The 19,058-nt window shown below is 69.6% G+C and carries 16 protein-coding genes; 7 read left to right on the forward strand and 9 right to left on the reverse strand.

The window, feature by feature from the left end; all coding sequences use genetic code 11:
• Position 1: 1 nt before the first annotated feature.
• From HS104_29035 to HS104_29045, 3 genes are all read right to left on the reverse strand, one after another.
• Positions 2-391 carry a CBS domain-containing protein gene (locus HS104_29035; GenBank protein MBE7483999.1) on the reverse strand — a complete coding sequence of 130 codons (390 nt, stop codon included), beginning with the start codon at positions 389-391 and terminating at the stop codon, positions 2-4.
• A gap of 267 nt (positions 392-658) precedes the next feature.
• A complete protein-coding gene (locus HS104_29040) occupies positions 659-1,909 on the reverse strand; it encodes an ISAs1 family transposase (protein MBE7484000.1) in 1,251 nt (416 codons plus the stop codon).
• A 151-nt stretch (positions 1,910-2,060) separates the two neighbouring features.
• Positions 2,061-3,212 carry an HNH endonuclease gene (locus tag HS104_29045; GenBank protein ID MBE7484001.1) on the reverse strand — a complete coding sequence of 384 codons (1,152 nt, stop codon included), beginning with the start codon at positions 3,210-3,212 and terminating at the stop codon, positions 2,061-2,063.
• A 963-nt stretch (positions 3,213-4,175) separates the two neighbouring features.
• Here HS104_29045 and HS104_29050 point away from each other — a divergent pair.
• Both HS104_29050 and HS104_29055 read left to right on the forward strand, forming a co-directional pair.
• Entirely contained in the window at positions 4,176-4,859 is a 684-nt protein-coding gene (locus tag HS104_29050; GenBank protein ID MBE7484002.1) for a hypothetical protein, read from the forward strand.
• A complete protein-coding gene (locus HS104_29055) occupies positions 4,856-6,610 on the forward strand; it encodes a hypothetical protein (protein ID MBE7484003.1) in 1,755 nt (584 codons plus the stop codon). The genes HS104_29050 and HS104_29055 overlap by 4 nt, the downstream gene beginning before the upstream one ends.
• On the opposite strand, the gene HS104_29060 is transcribed toward HS104_29055, so the two are convergent.
• Positions 6,611-6,982 (reverse strand): hypothetical protein, encoded by a 372-nt coding sequence (locus tag HS104_29060; GenBank protein ID MBE7484004.1) that lies wholly within the window; start codon positions 6,980-6,982, stop codon positions 6,611-6,613. It abuts the gene before it with no gap.
• A gap of 175 nt (positions 6,983-7,157) precedes the next feature.
• Between HS104_29060 and HS104_29065 the strand changes: the two genes are divergently transcribed.
• Positions 7,158-9,602, forward strand: a complete 2,445-nt coding sequence (locus HS104_29065; GenBank protein MBE7484005.1) for a hypothetical protein — start codon at positions 7,158-7,160, stop codon at positions 9,600-9,602.
• 67 nt (positions 9,603-9,669) lie between these two features.
• Here the strand turns inward: HS104_29065 and HS104_29070 are convergent, their stop codons facing one another.
• Positions 9,670-10,830 (reverse strand): hypothetical protein, encoded by a 1,161-nt coding sequence (locus tag HS104_29070; protein ID MBE7484006.1) that lies wholly within the window; start codon positions 10,828-10,830, stop codon positions 9,670-9,672.
• An 84-nt stretch (positions 10,831-10,914) separates the two neighbouring features.
• On the opposite strand from HS104_29070, the gene HS104_29075 reads away from it, so the two are divergent.
• Positions 10,915-11,463 (forward strand): hypothetical protein, encoded by a 549-nt coding sequence (locus HS104_29075; protein ID MBE7484007.1) that lies wholly within the window; start codon positions 10,915-10,917, stop codon positions 11,461-11,463.
• A 6-nt stretch (positions 11,464-11,469) separates the two neighbouring features.
• Here HS104_29075 and HS104_29080 read toward each other — a convergent pair whose 3' ends face one another.
• Positions 11,470-12,117 carry a hypothetical protein gene (locus tag HS104_29080; protein MBE7484008.1) on the reverse strand — a complete coding sequence of 216 codons (648 nt, stop codon included), beginning with the start codon at positions 12,115-12,117 and terminating at the stop codon, positions 11,470-11,472.
• Between the two features lie 173 nt (positions 12,118-12,290).
• On the opposite strand from HS104_29080, the gene HS104_29085 reads away from it, so the two are divergent.
• Both HS104_29085 and HS104_29090 read left to right on the forward strand, forming a co-directional pair.
• Positions 12,291-12,563 (forward strand): hypothetical protein, encoded by a 273-nt coding sequence (locus HS104_29085; GenBank protein ID MBE7484009.1) that lies wholly within the window; start codon positions 12,291-12,293, stop codon positions 12,561-12,563.
• A gap of 4 nt (positions 12,564-12,567) precedes the next feature.
• Positions 12,568-15,027 (forward strand): GcvT family protein, encoded by a 2,460-nt coding sequence (locus HS104_29090; GenBank protein MBE7484010.1) that lies wholly within the window; start codon positions 12,568-12,570, stop codon positions 15,025-15,027.
• On the opposite strand, the gene HS104_29095 is transcribed toward HS104_29090, so the two are convergent.
• Positions 15,024-15,668 (reverse strand): 2-hydroxychromene-2-carboxylate isomerase, encoded by a 645-nt coding sequence (locus HS104_29095; protein ID MBE7484011.1) that lies wholly within the window; start codon positions 15,666-15,668, stop codon positions 15,024-15,026. The two genes, HS104_29090 and HS104_29095, sit on opposite strands and share 4 nt — an antisense overlap.
• A 63-nt stretch (positions 15,669-15,731) precedes the next feature.
• On the opposite strand from HS104_29095, the gene HS104_29100 reads away from it, so the two are divergent.
• Positions 15,732-16,682, forward strand: a complete 951-nt coding sequence (locus tag HS104_29100; protein MBE7484012.1) for a hypothetical protein — start codon at positions 15,732-15,734, stop codon at positions 16,680-16,682.
• Between the two features lie 2 nt (positions 16,683-16,684).
• Here the strand turns inward: HS104_29100 and HS104_29105 are convergent, their stop codons facing one another.
• Complete coding sequence (locus HS104_29105; protein MBE7484013.1) at positions 16,685-18,478, reverse strand: cobalamin B12-binding domain-containing protein; 1,794 nt, start codon at positions 18,476-18,478, stop codon at positions 16,685-16,687.
• 70 nt (positions 18,479-18,548) lie between these two features.
• Entirely contained in the window at positions 18,549-18,968 is a 420-nt protein-coding gene (locus HS104_29110; GenBank protein MBE7484014.1) for a FixH family protein, read from the reverse strand.
• Positions 18,969-19,058 lie beyond the last annotated feature (90 nt).

Consider the following 19,058-nt stretch of genomic DNA (forward strand, 5'->3'; position numbering starts at 1 on the left):
CTCACCCGCCGAGCTTGCCCGAGACCAGCGCGCGCACCACGTCCATGGTCGAGACGATACCCGCCAGGTGCCCCTCCGCGTTCACCACGACCAGCCGATGGCTGCCCGTCTCGACCATGCGCTTGGCCGCGTCGAGCACCGGGTCGCCGGCGTTCACTGCGAAGACGAACGGGCTCATCACGTCCTCGGCGGTCGCCCCGTGGAGCTTGTTGGGGCGGGCGGGGTCCGCGAGATCGCTCTTGGTCACGAGCCCCAGGATGTGACCGCCCGCGTCCTGTACGGGAGCGCCGCTCACGCCCTTCTGCGTCAGCCCCCAGGCCAGATCGTCGAGCTTCGTGCCCGGAGCGACCGTCATCACGTTCTTGGTCATGATGTCTTCGACCTTGAGCATCGCGCTTCTCCTTCCCGCCAGCTTTAGCGGGGCGCGAGCGCGGCAGCAACGACCGAGGGCGCTCGGGCAGTCTCGATCGGTTCTCCGCGAGTCGAACTGGGTCGCCACCACCGGCTGGGAAGTGGTGACCCGGGACGGGGCGGTAGAGAGGAGCCTGGGCCGCACAGGAGCAAGCGCAATCGAGCCGCTACGGGGGCAGGAGCCCGAGGGCAATGATAGAGGCGAAGTCTGTCAAAGAGCAGGTCGGCGCGAAGGCCTTGGCAGCGCTCACGCAGGCGCCGGCGGGAGCCGGCGGTCACTCGAGTTTCGAGGGGTCTCTGCGGTGGCCTTGACTGTGCAGAGCCAGATGTCGCGCATCAGGTCGCGCCAGGGCCGCCTACGCTGTTCGTCGCTGCGCAAAGTCACCCCGCGCCAGAGCGCGAGCAGCGTGTATGCGATGCGCCGCAGCACCATCACGACGACCGTGGCTCGCGGGTTCTGTTCGATCCACGGATGATGGTCCTCGGCGAAGGCGCCATCGAGAAGCTGATGGGCAGTCTCGACGCCCCAGTGGCGGCGCACGACGAGCAGCCATTGGACCTCGCTGAGTCGAGAGCGCGGCAAGCTGGAAACGAAGTAGCGGTTGTCGCTCGCGACCCGGACGCCCTTGGAATCGAGCGTCTCGACCTCGACGCGGAGCACGGTCCTGAGATGCTCCCAACCTTCCGGCGCGGCAAGGGCTTCACCGAGGTAGATGCGCCGCACGACGGAGCGACCGTGGTGGAGATCCGTGCTGGAGGCGGCGGCCTGGTCAGGCTCCAGGCCACACAGCCAGCGCACGGCCTCGGTGTGGAGGGAGGGTTGGGTGCTCTTGACGGCGAACAGGTAGTGAAGGCCGAGGTCGCGCACCGCCCGAGCGTTCTCTCTGGAGCACGCGCCGGCGTCGTAGGTGACGAGGCGAAACAGGTCGCTGCGCGCGTAGGTCCGCATCAAGGCGCAGAGACAGCGCTGAAACATGCCCATCTCGTTGGTGCTGGCCGGGATCGGGACGACATCGATGACGGGTCGCTCGGTGGAGCTGGTCAGCGTGGCCGTGACGGTCCTGACCAGGCCGAGCAGGCGCGCCTCGGCCGGCGCCGTCTGACGCTGGGCGAAGAAGTCGTCGGCGGCAGGCACACGGGTCGCCTTGCCGTCGAGCGAGACGACGCCGAAGGGTGAGCCGTTGGGCTCGAGCGCCTTGCGGCGCTGGGCGGCGCGAGTCGCAGCGTGCAGGGCCGGGCGGACGTCGTCGGGCTCGAGCGCCGCGAGCGCGTCGCGCAACGTAGTGTCCGGAACACGACGTGCGATTCCGAGCTTCGCGCGCACCGCGGGCGTGAGCTCCGCGGTCAGCTGCTCGACCTCGCGCAGGCTCCTGCTCCCGGCCACCATCCCGAGCAGCGCGCTGGCGAGCAAACTGCCGAGATCCCAGCGACGCCCGCGTGGGTTGCGCGGGTCGCGGACCTCGTCGAGGCGCGCGTCGCCGAAGCGTTTGACGAGCATGCCGATGACTCTGCGTTGAGTGCGACCTGTTCGAGGCACAGATGAGCTCCTTTCCTTCGTCCGCATGCGTGCCCACGGCGCTGCCGCTGACAATGACCACCAAGGGCAATCCGTGCACACCCCATTCGACGTGGGGTGTGCCCGAACCGTCTCACGGTGTGAGAATGGCGAGCGTCGCGCGAAGCATCGGCTCGAGCAGCGGCTCCACCTCGCAGAGGCGCGCTTGCTCGACGGCTCGCCGCGCGTCCGCTCGCTTGAACCCCATCCGAACCAGCGCTCCGAGCACCTTTTCGGACACGCCGCCCTCGGGCGCGGGCGTCGGCGCTGGTGGCGCCGGTGGCGTGCTCTGTCTTCGCCTCGCTCGCGCCTCCGAGATCTCGTTCTGGATGTGGTCCTCACCGAAGACCTGGCGCGCTCGGTGGGCGTTGTGAGGTCTGCAAAGCAAGCAGCAGTTGTCCACCGTCGTGGGCCCGCCCTTCGCGAACGGGTCGATGTGCTCGATGGTCAAGAAGCGCGTCGCCGAACACCGCCGCCCTTCGGCGTCGGTGAAGGTGCACTGGTCGCCGTCCCGCTCCCTGACCGCTCGCTGGACTTCCACCGGAACGTGCCGCGAGCCCGGCTTCGTCTCGCGGCGCTTGCGGGGCTTGCCCGCGCCGGCGCGGCGCTTCGTCTCCCGCTCGATGAGCAGGTCCAGCGCGCGCTCGAGGATCGTCGCGAGGTCGCCGCTGGGCACCGTGTGGCTGAGCAGCGCCCGGGCCTGCTCGAGCTTGTCGCGGAACGCAGCGTGGGCGCTGAATTCCACGCGAACGCTCTCCGGCGAGAGCGGCTCGACGCGAGGGCGAGGCGCCTGGGCCGGCGGGGCCGGGGTACCTGCCCCGGACCATGTGGACAACTGCCCTTGTACCGGCTCGGGCGTGACCGGGGTGATGGTCGGCGGCACGGCCGGCCGCGGGAACCAGCGGGCGAGCAGCTCCTCGAGCTGTCGCTTGGACTTCCCTCGCGCCTCGGCGAGGAGCTGCTCGGCGTTGTCGTCCGTCAGGTGGCCGGAGAGCAGGAACAGCCCCGTCAGGTGGAGCTCGCCGCTGGCGAGGTCATCGAGCACCTGGGGGAACTGCTGGGCCAGGCGGGCCACACGCACACGCTTGGTCGCGCTGTCCTCGGAATAGCCGAGGCGCTCGGTGCAGTAGGCGAAGAGGGAGGAACACGCATCGAAATAGACAGTCCGGCCGAGCCGGAGGAACTCGCTTCCGGTCTGCCGCAGTCGCGGAATCGCTGTCGGTGGTGTGGCGTGGAACGGGAACAACACAGCCTGCGGCGGTCGAGCTCTGCCAGGTGGAAGATGACGTTGGCGCACGCCGACCGCTCCGAGCTCACGGCGGCCGAAAGTCGCTCGCGGAGCTCGTGGTCGGAGACCGAAGAGAGAGCGTTCATGCTTTCTGGCATATCACGCGATTTTTCGAGCTCGCTGCTGACACGCTGAGCGCGTTTCGGGCATCTGAACGCGTCGCGCGTCGTCGCGCGCACGAACGCGCACGAGCGCGTCACCACGCGCGAGCGAGAGGCCCTCACCCGCGTGGTCGTCGAACGCGAACGCGCGTCGCTCGAGAATGCGTCAAGAGAAATCGACGTCTCGATGCTCTTTCCTTCAGGTCACCGTACGCTGAAACGCTGCTCGCACGCCCGCAAACAAACGGGCGTGCACGGGATGCCCTTGGTGGTCTTTGTCAGCGGCAGCGCCGTGGGTCCGGAAGCTGCGCGTCGAGCTCGAGTCCGATGGCGCTCCCTCCAGGCAGCTGCACGCAGTGCCGCACTCGCGGTCATCGAGCTCTGCGTCGTGCGCTCGACCACTGCGCCGACGCCGCCAGCGCTTCACCAACGCCCGGCGCCACCCGAGAGCCACGCCCCGACCTCCAGCGCCGGCCCGTCCTGACCTCGAGTGCGAATTTGCGCCTGCTCGCGCGCCGTACCCGTGACCGTCCTCAACTCTTCGAGAACGCGTCGCTTCTCAACCTCTGTCCGGCCCGACTACTAGGCGTGCTCCGGGGTCTTGCGACCCTTTGGCGACAATACGGGGTGCTCGCGGGGCTCCGGGTCCAACTACCGAACGGGCTCGAACGCACCATAGTCTCGCCGACCTCGGTGCCGACCGACCGCCAAAGCCTACCCGGCGCGGTCCGGTTTCATCCAACGGAGTCCGCGGCCCGCGGATGAAGAACTACCGAGCGGGACTGGGCGCTCGGGCGGACCGCTCGTGTAGAATCGCCCCGTGTCGAACAAGAGGAAGCTCAGGCGCGCGCAGGCACCGGCCCAAACCGTGACGACCCGAGCCGTTCCGAGCCGGGACGCGCTCCGCAAGCAGACGGCCGCCGAGCGCTTCGCCAAGGCCGGCTCCGAGAAGCTCTGGCTCGCGCTCCTGGGCTGGGAGCCCGAGCGCCAGGCACGGATCTGGCTGGCCCAAGCCATTCACGACGGCGCTCGACAGAGAGCGCCCACGGGCGTCGCCGAGGCGTTGAAGGCGCACTCGCCCGATGCCGCGGCGAAGCTCGAGCCGTCGGCGATCGAGAGCGGCGTGGACGTGTGGCTGGCCTCCGGCGACGCCTACGACCCGAGCGACCCGGCGCCAAAGTGGCACTACCTGACGAACCTCGCGGACAAGCTCGGCCTGGGCGCGACCACTCCCGAGGCATACCAGGACGACTGGGAGGCATGGTGCAGCTTGTTCCTGGCGTCGGGACCGCGCGCCACGCTGATGGCCGCGCTGGCGCAGACGGAGCAAGCCGCGATCGCCCTTCAGAGCACGACGCGCTCGGCCCGTATCGGCGGTCTGGTCAACCTCTCGCGCGCGATGTGGTCCGCGGTGGCGTACGGCGACGACGCGAGCTTCGACCACCTGGAGCGCGCGGGCACCGACTGGCTGGCGAACATCGCGGGGAAGATCCGGCCGAGTTGAGCCTGTGGGCCCGCTTCGAGCGCTGGCTCGGGAGCCCGCGCCTCTCCTGGCGCGCCGCCGCGCTCGGCATCGGGCTCTCCCTGCCGGCCCTCGGCGTGGGCTTCGTCGCGGACGATCACTTCCTGCGCGCGACCAGCCTGGGGTTGAACCCGCCCGAGCTGTCGCTCGCGACGAAGTGGGACCTGTTCCGCTTCTACTCTGGGGACCCGGCGCTGTTCGCGCGCTGGCTCGAGCTCGGCATCGCACCCTGGTGGGCGCCACCGGACTTGAAGGTCGCCTTCTGGCGCCCCGTGGCCTCGGCGCTGCACCAGCTGGACTTCACGCTCTGGCCCGATCGCCCGGCGCTGATGCACGCGCACTCGCTCGCGTGGCTCGGCGCGCTGGTGCTCGCCGCGGGTGCGTTGTTCCGCCGCCTGCACGCCGTACCTTGGGTCGCGGCGTTGGCCACGCTGCTCTTCGCCGTCGACGACGGGCACGGCCTCCCCACTGGCTGGATCGCGAACCGCAACGCGCTCGTCGCCACCTGCTTCGCCGCGCTGACGCTGTGGGCGCACGATCGCTGGCGTCGCGACGGCTGGCGTCCGGGAGCGCTGCTCTCCCTCGGCGCCCTTGGCGCGGGATTGCTCAGCGGCGAGCTCGCGCTCGGCGCGCTCGGCGGCGTGCTCGCGCACGCCTGGGTGTTCGAGAAGGGCACCCGCGCGCGTCTCGGCGCCGCGCTGCCGGCGCTGGTGTTGGTCGCGGCCTGGCGCGTCGCCCACGCGCTCCTCGGCTACGGCGCCCACGGCTCGGGGCTGTACGTCGATCCGCTGCACTCGCCCCTCGCCTTCGCGGTCGCGGTCGTCGAGCGCCTGCCGCTGCTGCTCTTCGCGCAGCTCGGCGGCCTGAGCTCGGATCTCTGGGCGTTCGTCGCGCGCCCGGTCGGCCTCGCGCTCGCGCTGCTCTCTGCGCTCGGCTGCCTCGTGCTCGGGCGCGGACTCTTCCAGCTCGTCCGTCGCGATGAAGTCGCGCGCTTCCACGCGCTCTGGTTGGTCCTCGCCGTGCTCCCGGGCTGCGCCACCTTTCCGAATGACCGCTTGCTGATGGTGGCGAGCCTGGCCGGGGCAGGCCTGGTCGCCCAGGCCCTGGCAGCCTGGCGCGCCGGACGCCCGGTCTCGCGGCGCATGGCGCTGTTCCTCGTGGCGGTGCACCTGATCGTGGCGCCGCTCTCGCTTCCAGCCCGGGCGGGCTCGATGCGCGTCTTCGCCGCCGCCAGCGAGCGCTCGTTCGGCGCGGTGCCGCACGATCTCCCGGGCAAGACGCTGATCGTGGTGAACGCCCCGGACGGGCTGATGTGCGCGCAGATCCTGGCGCACGGCGCCTCACTCGGGATCGCCTTGCCCGCGCGGCTGCGTTGCCTGGGAGTCTCCCGGAGCCCCTTGGTCGTGTCGCGCACCAGCGAGCGCACGCTCGTGCTCGAGGCGCGAGACGGCTTCTTCGACGGAGCCTTGGACACGCTGTTCCGCGCCCCCGAGATCCCCTGGCGGGTCGGCGAGGGCCCGAGGCTCGGCGCGGTCACCGTCACCGTCGGCGAGCTCACGCCCGCCGGGAATCCCAAGGTGCTGCGCGTCGAGCTCGACGCGCCGCTCGAGTCCGAGAGTCACGTGTTCATCACGTGGCGCGGCAGTCGCTACGTGCGGTTCACGCCACCCGGGGTCGGGGAGCGCGTGGACCTCCCCGCGATCTCGATGTCCGACGTGCTGTTCGGCCGGTGATCAACACTTGTAGGTGTTGAAGACCGCGTCGGTGAATTTGTCGCAGGTCAGCGCGTCGATGTCGGACTTCATCAGATCGCAGGCCGAAGCGCAGCTCGTCAGCTGCTGCCCGCTCATCTGCCCGGCCGCGTCGATGTAGCCCTGGTGTACGTCGTGCTGGCAGTGCGCCACGCTGTTGTACTTCGAGGTGACGAAGAAGTTCTGGCAGTCGAAGCCCTTCTGACAGGCCGCGTCGGTAGCGACCTTGCAGCGGGAAAGGAAGTCGCTCTGCGCGGCGGAGCTGCCGCCGCCGTCGTCATCGCTGCCGCAGGCGGCCAAGAGGACCGCCACCCCAACCGTCAACAGGCCCAGCGTCACCCGGCGCGCCGTCATGCGCCGAAGCTACCACGGGCGGTGCAAGCCTTTGCACTCGGCGCAAAGGCCTGCCCAGGGCCGGGTGCACGCGCTTGCACGTTGGGGCCCATCCAGCGTGATTCCTGCGGGTTCGTGGCTGGCACGGGGCGTGCTGAAGGGAGCCACGAACCCGAACAGGAGAACACGAACGAACATGGTCCGCCCCGTCACCTACACCTCCTTGATCCTGATGGCTGCTCTCGTCACCGGCTGCGCCGGCGGCAGCGCCAGCAACGACCCCGTGCCCGGCGCCGTCGATCCGAGCTCGGACCACGACGGCGACGGCGTCATCGCCGCGAAGGATCGCTGCCCGGAGCTCAGCACCTCGAAGTGGGTCGATCAGGCCGGCTGCTCCGAGAGCCAGGACGGCGACGCCGACGGCCTGCCCACGGATCAGGACCTGTGCCCGGGCACGCCCGCGGGCGAGGCGGTGGACGGCAACGGCTGCTCGGACTCGCAGAAATCCGGCGGCGCTGCGCCCGGGGAGGAGGCGAGCTCCGCCGAGTACGGTGCGGCCGCCAAGGACTGGACGGAAGCCAAGGACGGCGCCGTCGCAGACAACGGCTTCGCCACCTTCGTGCTCGACCCCAAAGGCAAGGTGCCCGCGGTGCTGCGCACGTTGGCAAAGAACGTCAAGAAGCTCGAGAACGGTTTCGAGCTCAGTGGTTCGGTGATGATCGAGGTCCCCGGCAACCAGAGCGTCACGCTGGCCGAGGGCAAGCTGATGCTGAAGTACGACTCGACGAAGGGCGAAGGCCTCCAGAGCTTCGAAGGGACCGCCCGCCTGCCGTTCCCCAACCTGGGCTTCATGAGCGGCGTCGAGCTGGGCGACCTGGTCTACTGCTCCGTCGGCTGGGAGCTCGGCAAGGACATCGAGAACGTGGACGCTCCGCTGAAGGACGACCGGAAGTACTTCTACTTCACCTTCTCCGCTGGCCTCGACGCGAAGATCGGCTCGCTGAGCGTCTCGACGGCCGTGAACCAGAGCGCGACCATGACGCTGGATCCCACGGATCCGGCGTTCTTCCTCCGCGCCTCGCTGGGCGGGCTGATGGGCCCGGTGGACGAGGCGAGCGTCGGCTTCTCGATCGGCGGGCACCTGCCCTTCACGCCCGAGAACACCTGGGGCCTCGACGCGCAGAAGGCCAGCTTCGACGGCCACATGTGGCTCGGCGGCAAGCTGAACCTGAACTTCGCCAAGATCCCCCTCGCCATCGGCGGCAACACCGTCGTGGACTTCGATCCGAACGACGACGGAAAGACCATGTTCCAGGGCGCTACCGACGGAGTCAACTACGGCTCGAACTCCCAGGTGGACGTCAGCATCGACGCCAAGCTGCTCGCGTTCGAGATCCCCATCGCGCAGGCCACCACCGTCGCCCACGTGGGGCAGGACGGCGCCTGGGCCATGTACAGCGGCAAGATCACGGCGGGCAACGGCTGGCTCGCCCAGCTCCCGATCAAGAACAGCGCGGAGCTGAAGGTGGCAGGCCTGGCCTCGAGCAAGCTCGAAGAGAGCTACTTCAAGGCGCAGGGCGACATGAGCCTCGACGCCGGCAAGCTCGGCGAGTGGACCGGCCTCGACCTCGACGACCTGGCGATGGCCACCGCCAGCCTCGACATCGACGAGAACGGCGTGCTGATCAAGGGCAAGGCGACCACCAGCATCTCACCGCTAGTCGGCCTCTCCGGCAGCCTCGACGCCGTCGGCTACTTCAACGGAGACCCGAACGGTTGGTACGTCACCCTGGACGGTCGGCTCGCGGTCAAGAGCATCGACCTGGGCGCCGACGCGCACCTGTTGCTCGACAAGAACGGCATGTTCGTGAGCGGAAAGATGACGACCCCGGTCTCGCTCATCGAGATGAGCGGCAGCATCACCAAGAGCGGCGTGGATCTGACCGGCCACGCGGAGGTCGAGATCCCCATCGTGGCCGGCAAGGAGCTCGTGCAGTGGGTGACCGACGCGGCCGTCTGCGGCTACGAGACCGTCACCGACGCGGCCGTCTGCGGCTACCAGACGGTGAAGGACGGCGCGCTCTGCGGCACCAAGGTCGTGACCGACGCGGCGCTGTGCGGCACCAAGACCGTCACCGACGCGGCCGTCTGCGGCAGCCAATACGTCACCAGCGGCGCCATCTGCGGCTACAAGACCGTCACTTCGGCCACCCAGTGCGGCGTGGACTACTTCTCGGACGCGGCGCACTGCGGCTGGGACTGCGTCTCCAGCCTGTTCAAGAGCTGCTCGTGCAGCTTCCCCAAGACCTGCCAGGTGGCGACCAGCTGCTGGACCGCCAAGACCTGCACGGTGGCCGCGACCTGCAACGTCGCCAACACCTGCTCGGTGCCGGCCAGTTGCCAGAAGGTGAAGACCTGCGAGAAGAAGGTGATCGTCCCCGACTTCGACTACGGCACCTTCAAGGGCCAGGTCACGGTGAAGATCGGCAACGGCGGGCTCCACGGCGACGCGAGCGGCCAGTACTGCGCGACCGGCGGCAGCTGCACCACCATCGCGAGCGGCTCGGTGAAGATGACCAGCGCGGGCCCCGAGGCGTGCGTGAACGTCGCCGGCCTGGGGGAGTTCTGCGGCAAGATCTGAAGCGAGCACGCCGAGCGCGCCGAGCGCCGGTTCCCGAGAGGGGGCCGGCGTTCGACGCGTTCGCGCCTCAGGTCTTGGTCCGGCGCAGCACGTAGCCCGCTCCGCCGATGGTCGCAGTCCAGTAGACGTGGCTGTCGTCCACCACGATCGTGCCCGGGGTGCCGGCGGCATTCGCCAACACGGTGGGCTGCGCGCATCCGGCCATCGCGCAACGACTCACACGATTCGTGCTCTCGAGGACGAACACTGTCAGATCGTCGGCCGCGATGCCAACTGGAGAGCTCAAGAAGGTATTCGGCGTGAGGTCCGTGGGGATCATGGAGCAGCCGCTGAGAGCGCACTTCTTCAACGGGCTCGGGTTCAGGTCGTGCACCGAGAACATCGTGTCCGCTGCCGGATTGGTGGTGATGGACGCCACGTTGGGGTTACCCTGGATCAGGTTGGGCTGCCCGGCCGCGCAGTCCGTAGCATTGCACGACTTGATGTAGCCCTGCGACGGGACGCTCCAGTACACGGAGCCCGTCACGCTCGAGTAGGCCAGCCCTCCGACCGCACCTTGGGCCGTGATCATCAGCACGCAGTTCGCACCGGAGTGCTCGCAGCGGCGGATGGCATTGGTGGCGTCCGTGTAGAAGACGTGCGTCGGGCTGGCCGCCACGTGATCCGGCGCGTTCTGCCCCGTCGCGATCGGCGTCGGGCTCCCGCACGGCAGACCACAGGTCATCACGGAGCCCGAGGTGTTCACGGCGTTGTTCGTCCAGAACAGCTTGGCACCACTTCGCGCGAACCGGCGCGGCAGGTTCTGATTCGACGCGAGCGGGGTGGGGGCACCGGTGCAACCCGTCTTCGGACAGCTCAGCACCTGCCCTGGGTTGTCGAAGGTCGTGAAGTACACGTTCGCGTCGTGCGCGATCAGCCCGAACGGCTTCGTGAGTCCCTTCGCGACCACTTCCACGTCACAAGGCACCGGACCGGCGTCGCATCCCGGCCCGCCTCCGCTGCCGCCGGCTCCGCCTCCGCCCGTTCCGCCGGTCGGGGTCGAGCCCCCCGAGCCCGCCGCACCGCCACTGCTCGCGTCGGCGCCTGCGCTTCCGCCACTTCCTCCGCCGCCACCGGCCCCCGCGGTGGCCCCGCTCCCGCTGCTCCCACCGCTGCCCTGCACCGTGGTCTCACTGCTGCAAGCAACGCCGGACAGACACAAGGGAAGGACGAGCGCGAGCAATCTCATGGTGCACCCCGGGGGAACCCAAGGTAGCACGACTACGTCCTCGGGACGTGCGCACATGCCGTGGCCTTGGTACCCTCACGAGCCGTGAGCGCATTTCGTCGAGCGGTCGTCGTCACCTGCCTGGCGTCCGGGTTCCTGGCGTGCAGCTCCACGAGCACCAACGAAGGTCCCAACGCCAAGGGCGGCAGCGCCGGGTCGGGCGCGAGCTCCGGGAGCGGCGGTGCTCCGAGTGGTGGAGCACCGAGCGGCGGTGCTCCGAGTGGTGGAGCACCGAGCGGCGGTGCTCCGAGTGGTGGAGCACCGAGCGGCGGCGCCGCCGGAGGACCGGGTTCCGGCGGCGGCACCTCCGATGCCGGCTGCGCCGGAGTCTGCAACGTCCTCACGGTCTGCTGCGCGAGCCTCGTCGAGGGCGACTTGGCCCCGATCCACGCCGCCGCCGACGCACAGGGCGTCTGCGACGCCGGATCGCCCTGTGAGACCCCGTGCGACGAGCTGTGCAAAAACCCGAGCGTCGAGGCCGTCTCGAAGTGTGTCCTGTGCATGGGCGCCCAGAGCATTCCGCTAGACTGTGGCGCGGGCACGAGTTGCGTGACCTTCAAGGACTGCCTGGGCCCCGACTGCGCTCCAAAGTGAGCTCGCCTACCAATCCAGCGCAGCAGGACGCAGGACACCGCTCGCCAGCGAGACTCCGCTCGCCGTGCGCGTCGTCCCGCTCGCGGTCTGGTAGGTGCCGTTTCGGAACACGTTGCCGTAGTCGTCGGGAGTGGGCGCTGCGTGCGTGAGCGAGATGCTCTTCACGCCCGAGACGGGCAGCGCCATGAGCTCGCTGGTCTCGAGTCTCCCGTTGGCGTCGGCATCGGTGAAGACGCTCGCCGTCGGCCAGGCGGGATCGGCGGCGCTCAGCATGCCGTCGCCGTTGGCGTCGAGCAGGGTGAGCAGGTGCCAGCTGTCCCGAATCGTCACCTTGCCGCTCGCGGTCCCGAGCTCGGTTCCTCCCCGAACGAGCTGGTTGCCTTTCAGGGCGGGCCCGTGCGGGCTTCGCCAGTCGTAGCCTTTTTGGCGTAGCGCGGTCGCGTCGATGACCAAGAAGGAGTCGTCGCTCGAGGCTTTGGTCCAGCGCAGGGTCAGCGTCGGCCCGAAGAGCGACGTGGTGGTCTGCCCTCCGAGGTCGATGCCGTTGCCAACGAGGTCCAACACCATCGGCGTCGCGGTGGGAGCTCCCGCCGCGCTTGCGGAATCGACGGCCACCACTGCGAGCAGGGTGACCAGGTACGGTGTGATCCTCATGGGGACTTTGGGGGCAAGACACGTACCCACCCACGCCAGCCCTAATCGTGCGGAAAGCCCCAGGACGCGCGCACCGCTTGCGCGGGGCGCTCTGAACGAGCGAATCCCTGGCGCGCGCGGCCGGGGCTGGCTCTGGTCCCGACTCGCTGTATCGTCCGGTCCCGGAGGTGCTCTTGAAGGTCCGAATCGTCTGCGCTCTGCTCGTGTCGTTGGTGGGAGTGGCGTGTGCTGCATCGCCGACACCGGCACCCAGCCCACCGGAGCGGCCAACGGGACCCGGCGATGAGCCCGCGACGACCGAGCCTGGCACCCCGGGCGGCGAGTCGGGAGCCTGCAACCGGGATCAGGTGTGCGCGCAGGTGCTGACCTGCCTGAACGGCCAGCAGTATCCCACCGCGTGCGGACCGTCGAACTGCGACGAGCCCATCGGGCCCTGTTCCGAGTGACGCCATGTCCGACCCGGTCTTGCCGCAGCATGCGCGCGTCGTCGTGATCGGCGGCGGCGTCATCGGCTGCTCCGTCGCCTACCACCTGGCCCAACTGGGCTTCGGCGAGATCTTGCTGCTGGAGCGCGATCGCGTCACCTCGGGGACCACCTGGCACGCGGCCGGGTTGATGGTGACGTTCGGCTCCACCTCCGAGACCTCGACGGAGATGCGCAAATACACCCGCGATCTCTACAGCCGGCTGGAAGCCGAGACGGGGCTCGCCACCGGCTTCGAGCCGGTCGGCTTCATCGAGCTCGCCACCGAGCCGGATCGCCTCGAGGAGTACCGCCGGGTCGCCGCCTTCAACCGGCACTGCGGCGTGGATGTGCACGAGATCTCCGGCCGAGAGGTGAAGGAGCTCTTTCCGCTCGCCAAGACGGACGACGTGCTGGCGGGCTTCTACGTGAAGGGCGACGGGCGGGTGAACCCCGTGGACGTGACCATGGCCCTGGCCAAGGGCGCTCGGCTGAAGGGCGCCATGGTCATCGAAGGCGTCACCGTCACGGGGCTCCTCACGAAGCGCGGCGTGGTGACCGGCGTTTCGACCGACCGCGGCGACGTTCAGGCGGAGTACGTCGTCAACTGCGCCGGCATGTGGGCGCGCCAGCTGGCCGAGAAGTCCGGCGTGAACGTGCCGCTGCAGGCAGCCGAGCACTACTACCTGATCACCGACAAGGTGCCGGGCCTCGACAAGTCGTTCCCGGTGATCGAGGACCCGGCCTCCCACGGCTACTACCGCGAGGAGGTCGGCGGGCTGATGATCGGCCTGTTCGAGCCGGTCTGCGCTCCGTGGAAGGTCGAGGGAGTGCCGGACGACTTTTCGTTCGGCGAGATCACCCCGGACTGGGACCGCATGGGTCCGTACGTCGAGAAGGCGATGCAGCGCGTGCCCATCTCGCTCGAGGTCGGTATCCGCAAGTTCTTCTGCGGACCGGAGAGCTTCACGCCGGATCTCTTGCCCGTGGTGGGCGAGGCGCCGGAGCTCCGGAACTACTTCGTTGCCGCCGGGCTGAACTCCATCGGCATCCTGACCGGCGGCGGCCTGGGCCGGGTCGTGGCCCACTGGATCGCGAACGGCCGTCCCGACGTCGACGTCACCGGCATGAACATCGACCGCCTGCACGGCTACCAGGCGAACCCCGAGTACCGGCGCACGCGGACCGTCGAGTCGCTGGGCATGGTCTACCAGTGCCACTATCCGACCCGCTCCATGTTGACCGCCCGGGGCGCGAAGAAGTCCGCCATCTACGATCGGCTCGCGGCGCGCGGCGCCTACTTCCGCGACGTGAGCGGCTGGGAGGGCGCGGACTGGTACGCGCCGGAGGGCGCGGAGCCCAAGGTCGAGAAGCTCTCCTGGGGCCGGCAGAGCTGGTTCGAGTACTGGGCAGCGGAGCACCGCGCCACGCGGGAGGGCGTGATCCTGATGGACATGTCCTTCATGGCGAAGTTCTGGGTCGAGGGCCGCGACGCCGGGCGCTTCCTGAGCTTCCTCTCCGCCAACGACGTGGACGGGCCGAGCGGCCTCATCACCTACACGCAGTGGCTGAACGCCGGCGGCACCCTCGAGGCGGATCTGACCGTCACCAAGCTCGGCGACGAGCGCTACTGGGTGGTGGCCTCGGACACCGCTCATCGTCACGTGCTCACCTGGATGCGCCGCCACGTCCCGGAGGGCGCGCAGACCTTCGTCAGCGACGTGACCTCCGGCTACGCGCAAATCAACGTCCAGGGGCCCCGCTCGCGGGAGCTGATGCAGGCTGTGACGACGGCGGATCTGTCGAACGAGGCGTTCCCGTTCCGCTCGGCCCGCGAGATCGACATCGGCTTCGCCCGCGCGCTTTGCGTGCGCATCACCTACCTGGGCGAGCTGGGCTACGAGCTCTACATCCCCACCGAGCAAGCGACGCACGTCTACGACCGACTGGTCGAGGCGGGGAAGCGCTTGGAGCTACGGCACGCCGGCCTGAAGGCGCTGGCCAGCCTGCGCATGGAGAAGGGCTACCGCGACTACGGCCACGACATCGACAACACCGACTCGGTGCTGGAGGCGGGGCTCGGCTTCGCCGTCGCGCTGGACAAGCCCGGCGGCTTCCTGGGCCGCGAGGCGGTGCTGGCCAAGAAGGCGGAGGGCCCGCTCCGCCGCCGCATCGTGCAGATCCTGGTGACGGACCCCGAGCCGCTGATGTTCCACGCGGAGGTCGTGTTTCGCAGCGGCAAGCCCGTCGGCTACATCCGCGCTGCGTCTTACGGGCACACGCTCGGCGGCGCCGTGGGGCTGGCGATGATCGAGGCGGGGGAGCCGGTCACACAGGCCTACTTGGACGACGGCAAGTGGGAGGTGGACATCGCCGGCAGACTGTACCCGGCCGTCGCCTCGATGAAGCCGCTGTACGACCCGGGAATGAAGCGCGTGAGGGCCTAGCTCCTGCGCACGGCCTGCGCCGGCAGCGCTGCCCAGCGCTCCAGCAGATCGACCGGCACAGGGTCAGCGCCGGAGAGGAAGCGCTCGAGGTGCGGGAGCGAGTCCGTGCCCCAGAACAGCTCGGCACCGACGGCCGCGGTGGGGACGCCGAACACGCCGAGCGCGATGGCACGCTCGGTCTGCTCGCGCACGCGCTGCTTGGCGTCCGGCTCGGCGGCGCGGCCCAGGAGCTCCCTCGGTAGGCCGGCGGCCGCCAGAATCTCCGCGACCACGGCCGGCTCCACCACCGCCCGGCGCTCCGCCCAGGTCGCGCGGAAGAGCGCCGAGATCAGCGCACGGCGCTCGCTGGGCGACATCGGCAGGGAGCTGAGCCTGAGCGCCAAGAGCGGGTTGAACGGGTGCGCGAACGGCGCGTCGATGGGCACGGAGAAGTCGTGGGCGATGCGCACCACGTCCTTCATCAAGTAACGCCGGCGAGCCGGGACCTCCGCCGGACCTCGGGTGCCGTGGGCCTGAAGCAGCCCGGCGAACAGCACGGGAACCGGCTCCAGGTCTCGCCCATGCCGGTCCGCGATTTCCAGCACGCGCCACCACGCCAGGTAAGCGTAGGGGGAGATGAAGTCGAAGAAGAAGGTCACCACGCGCGAGAGCCTAGCGCACCTGCGCTCAGGAACATTGTCGCCGCGCCTTCCGTACCAGGGGCCATGAAAGCCCGAATCGTCCTCGGTCTCGGCCCTCTGCTCCTCTGCGCGATCGCCTGCGGCTCCGCCGGAGGCAGCAGCGGCGGCTTCAATGACGCCGGCGTCGGCGGCGCGACCGGCGGCGTCGGCGGCGCGACGGGTGGCTTCGGCGGCGCGACCGGCGGCGTAGGCGGCGCGACCGGCGGCTTCGGCGGCGCGACCGGCGGGGCCGCGGGTGCCGCAGGCGGCTTCGGCGGCGCGACCGGCGGCTTCGGCGGTGGCACCGGCGCGACCGGCGGTGGCGGAACGGGAGGCGGCGGTGCGACCTGCGACGAGGCGTCGGACTGCGCGAGCCCCACCACCATGGTCTGCGATCCGGCGACGGCGAAGTGCGTCGCCGGCCAGTGCTCGGACACCATCGACTGCCAGAGCGGCAAGACCTGCGTCGCGCAAGACGAGAACGCCTCGGTCGGCGCCTGCTACCCCGAGTGCATCTTCAAGGGCACGCCCTGCGCCGGTGGCGCGACCTGCAAGGTCTCGATGGCGGACAACAGCGGCTTCTGCTGGGGCGCGGGCAGCGCGTCCGAAGGCCAGAGCTGCAAGGCCACGGCCCTGAACACCGGTTGCGCGACGGGCCTCGTCTGCGCCACGGACCAGAGCGTCTCGGTGTGCCGCAACCAGTGCAGCTTCTGGTCCGGCAGCCCCGGCTGCCCGAGCGCGCAGCGCTGCGCGCTGATCGGCGTGTGCTTCGCGGAGTCGGGGGACCCCGCAGCGCTCGACGGGACCTGCGCCAGCGGTTCGACCGGCGGGGAGCCCTGCGGCAACGACGGGGCGGCGTGGCGCGGGCTGTGCGCGAACACCTCCGGCACGACCTACACCTGCCTCAAAGCCTGTCGCGCGGCGGTGAGCGCCGACTGCCCGAGCGGCAAGACCTGCCAGGTCGCCAGCGGGCAAGACGTGGGCGTCTGCAACTGAGACTAGATCACGCGCAATCGCCTGGCCTCGACCAGCGGCGGAACCTCCGGCGCGGCGTGCTCGTGCCACGCCGCGAAGTCGTCGGGCAGCGGACCGGGCAGCGTCGGCTGAGCGTTGCGCTCGAGCAAGATGAAGTCGTGGCGCGCGTCGAGCACGAGGGGCAGCTGCCGCGCGGGCCCGCGCTCCTTGAACCAGGCCCGCGCGCGCTGCACGTTCTGGATCAGCACGTCGTGCTGCGGATCCGTCTTGGCGGCCCGCAGGAAGAGCTCCTGCATGGCCGGCACGTCCCCGCGCCGGAACGCGATGCACGCGAGGTAGTTCAGGCACAGGCCCGGGCAGGGGTGCCCCAGCTCGAGCGCGCGCTTCGCGTGGTGCTGGGCGCCGGCCAGATCACCTTCGTGGTAGAGCGCGCCGGCCAGATCGAGGTGCGCCGCGTGGTACTCGCCGAGCCGCGCCAAGATGGCGCGGAAGTCGGCGGACGTCTCGCGAAATCCGATGCGCAGGCCCTTGTTCTGGGCGAACCAGTCGCTCATCAGCTTGGCGTCCTCGGGCGTCGCGTCGAAGGGGGTCTTGAGCTCCTGGAAGTCCCCGCTGAAATACACCTCGCGCTTCAGCCAGCCCGCCTTCTCCGCGTCGTCGAAGTCCGTCGTGCCCGGGTAGATCGAGAGGCACGAGAATAGGTACTCGTGGGGCTGGGCGCGCTCCAGGAACCCGAGCGTCTCGCGGAACGTCGCCGCCGTCTCGCCGCGGTTCCCGAGCATCATGTAGAAGCGCACGCGGATGCCGAACTTCTTCGCCATCTGCGCGGCTTCCTCGATCTCTTGCACGCTGATTTTCTTGTTGATGGCGTCGAGGATCGGCTGCGAGCCGCTCTCGACGCCCAGGCTGAGGCGCTGGCAGCCCGCCAGGCGCATCTCGCGCAACAGCTCCTCGGAGAGCACGTCGACGCGCGTGTCGCAGCTCCACAAGAACGAGAGCCCGCGCTGGCGGATGCCCTGACAGATCTGCAAGGCGCGCTTGCGATTCGCCGTGAAGGTGTCGTCCTTGATCTGGATCATCTTCACCGGCACGCGTTCCAGCGCGCTGGCCAGCGCGTCCACGACGTACGGGATGCTCTGCCCGCGGAAGCCGCGACCCCAGCTCGTCTCCGCGCCGCAGAAGGTGCACTGCCAGGGGCAGCCCCGGGAGGTCATCACGATGTGCGTGTCGAAGTGGCGATGCGGAGACTCGAGCGTGTCCAGGTTGGCGATCGCCGGACGCTCCGGTCCGAGCACCGCCCTGCCCCCCTCGCGGTAGACGCTGCCGGCGATGCCCGCGAGCGACGCGCCGGAGGCGACGCGCTCCAGGATCTCGTGGAAGGTGTCCTCCGACTCGCCCAGGGTGACCAGGTCGATCTCCGGGTGGTGCTCGAGCATCTCTCTGCCGAGCGGGGTCGCGTGCGGCCCGCCGATCACCACCGGCGCCTGGGGGCGGAGGCTCTTCATCAGCCGAGCCACGTAGCCCACGCCGCGCCGGTTGGCGGTCCAGCACGACATGCCATACACGTCGGCGTCGAGCGCGGAGAGCACCTCCTCGACCCGAGACCAGGCGAAGCCAGACAGGTTCAGCACCTTGACGTGATGCCCGGCGCGGATGGCCTGAGCGCCGAGGGAGAACAGCCCGTACGGCGTCTGAAAGAAGTCGGAGTCCAGATCGCCTTCTACGAAGTCCGCCGGTGGACCCTCGCCACGCGGCGGCGGGGCCTCACCGGGCCGCGGGATCTTCCAAGGCGGTGGGTAGATGAGGGCGACGCGCACGCGACGAGGAGCTTAGAGCCTGACCCGCGAGGCGCACAGCGCCCGGAGAAAACCCCGGAGTTTCCGCTGCTCACTCCACGTCGTAGCTCACGACCAGCTCGTCGTACCCAGCCTCGGCCGAAACGTACACGTGCATGTCCCAGGTGCCCGGCATGGTGAAGACCACGTTGTTCACGAGATAGGCCCCGTGGCCGTGCTCGCTGCACATCGGCATGTCGCCGGATCCATGACCGTGCTCCGGGCACCACACGTCGCTGGCCACCAGCGCGCCTTCGAGCGGGCTGCCGTCCGCGTTCGCGAGCTGAAGCCGAACCTCGTTGTGTCCCACCGCAGGGCTCGCCGTGAACGTGCCTTCGTAGAGGGCGGCCTTCGAGGTCACGGTCACCTCGGACGGCTCTCGCGCCTCGGCGTCGTTGCCGCAGCCCGCCTGACCGAGCGCGCAGACGAGCAGCCCGACCAGAACATCCAGACGACCGATGCTGTGCTCCATCGGTCCATGGTCTCGGCTCCCGGCCACATTGGGGATGACCGCCATCATTTCCGCGCCGCGGCGGCCAGCCGCACCGGGGGGCTGCAAACA

The sequence above is a fragment of the Polyangiaceae bacterium genome (assembly GCA_015075635.1).
Lineage (GTDB): Bacteria > Myxococcota_A > Polyangia > Polyangiales > Polyangiaceae > JADJKB01.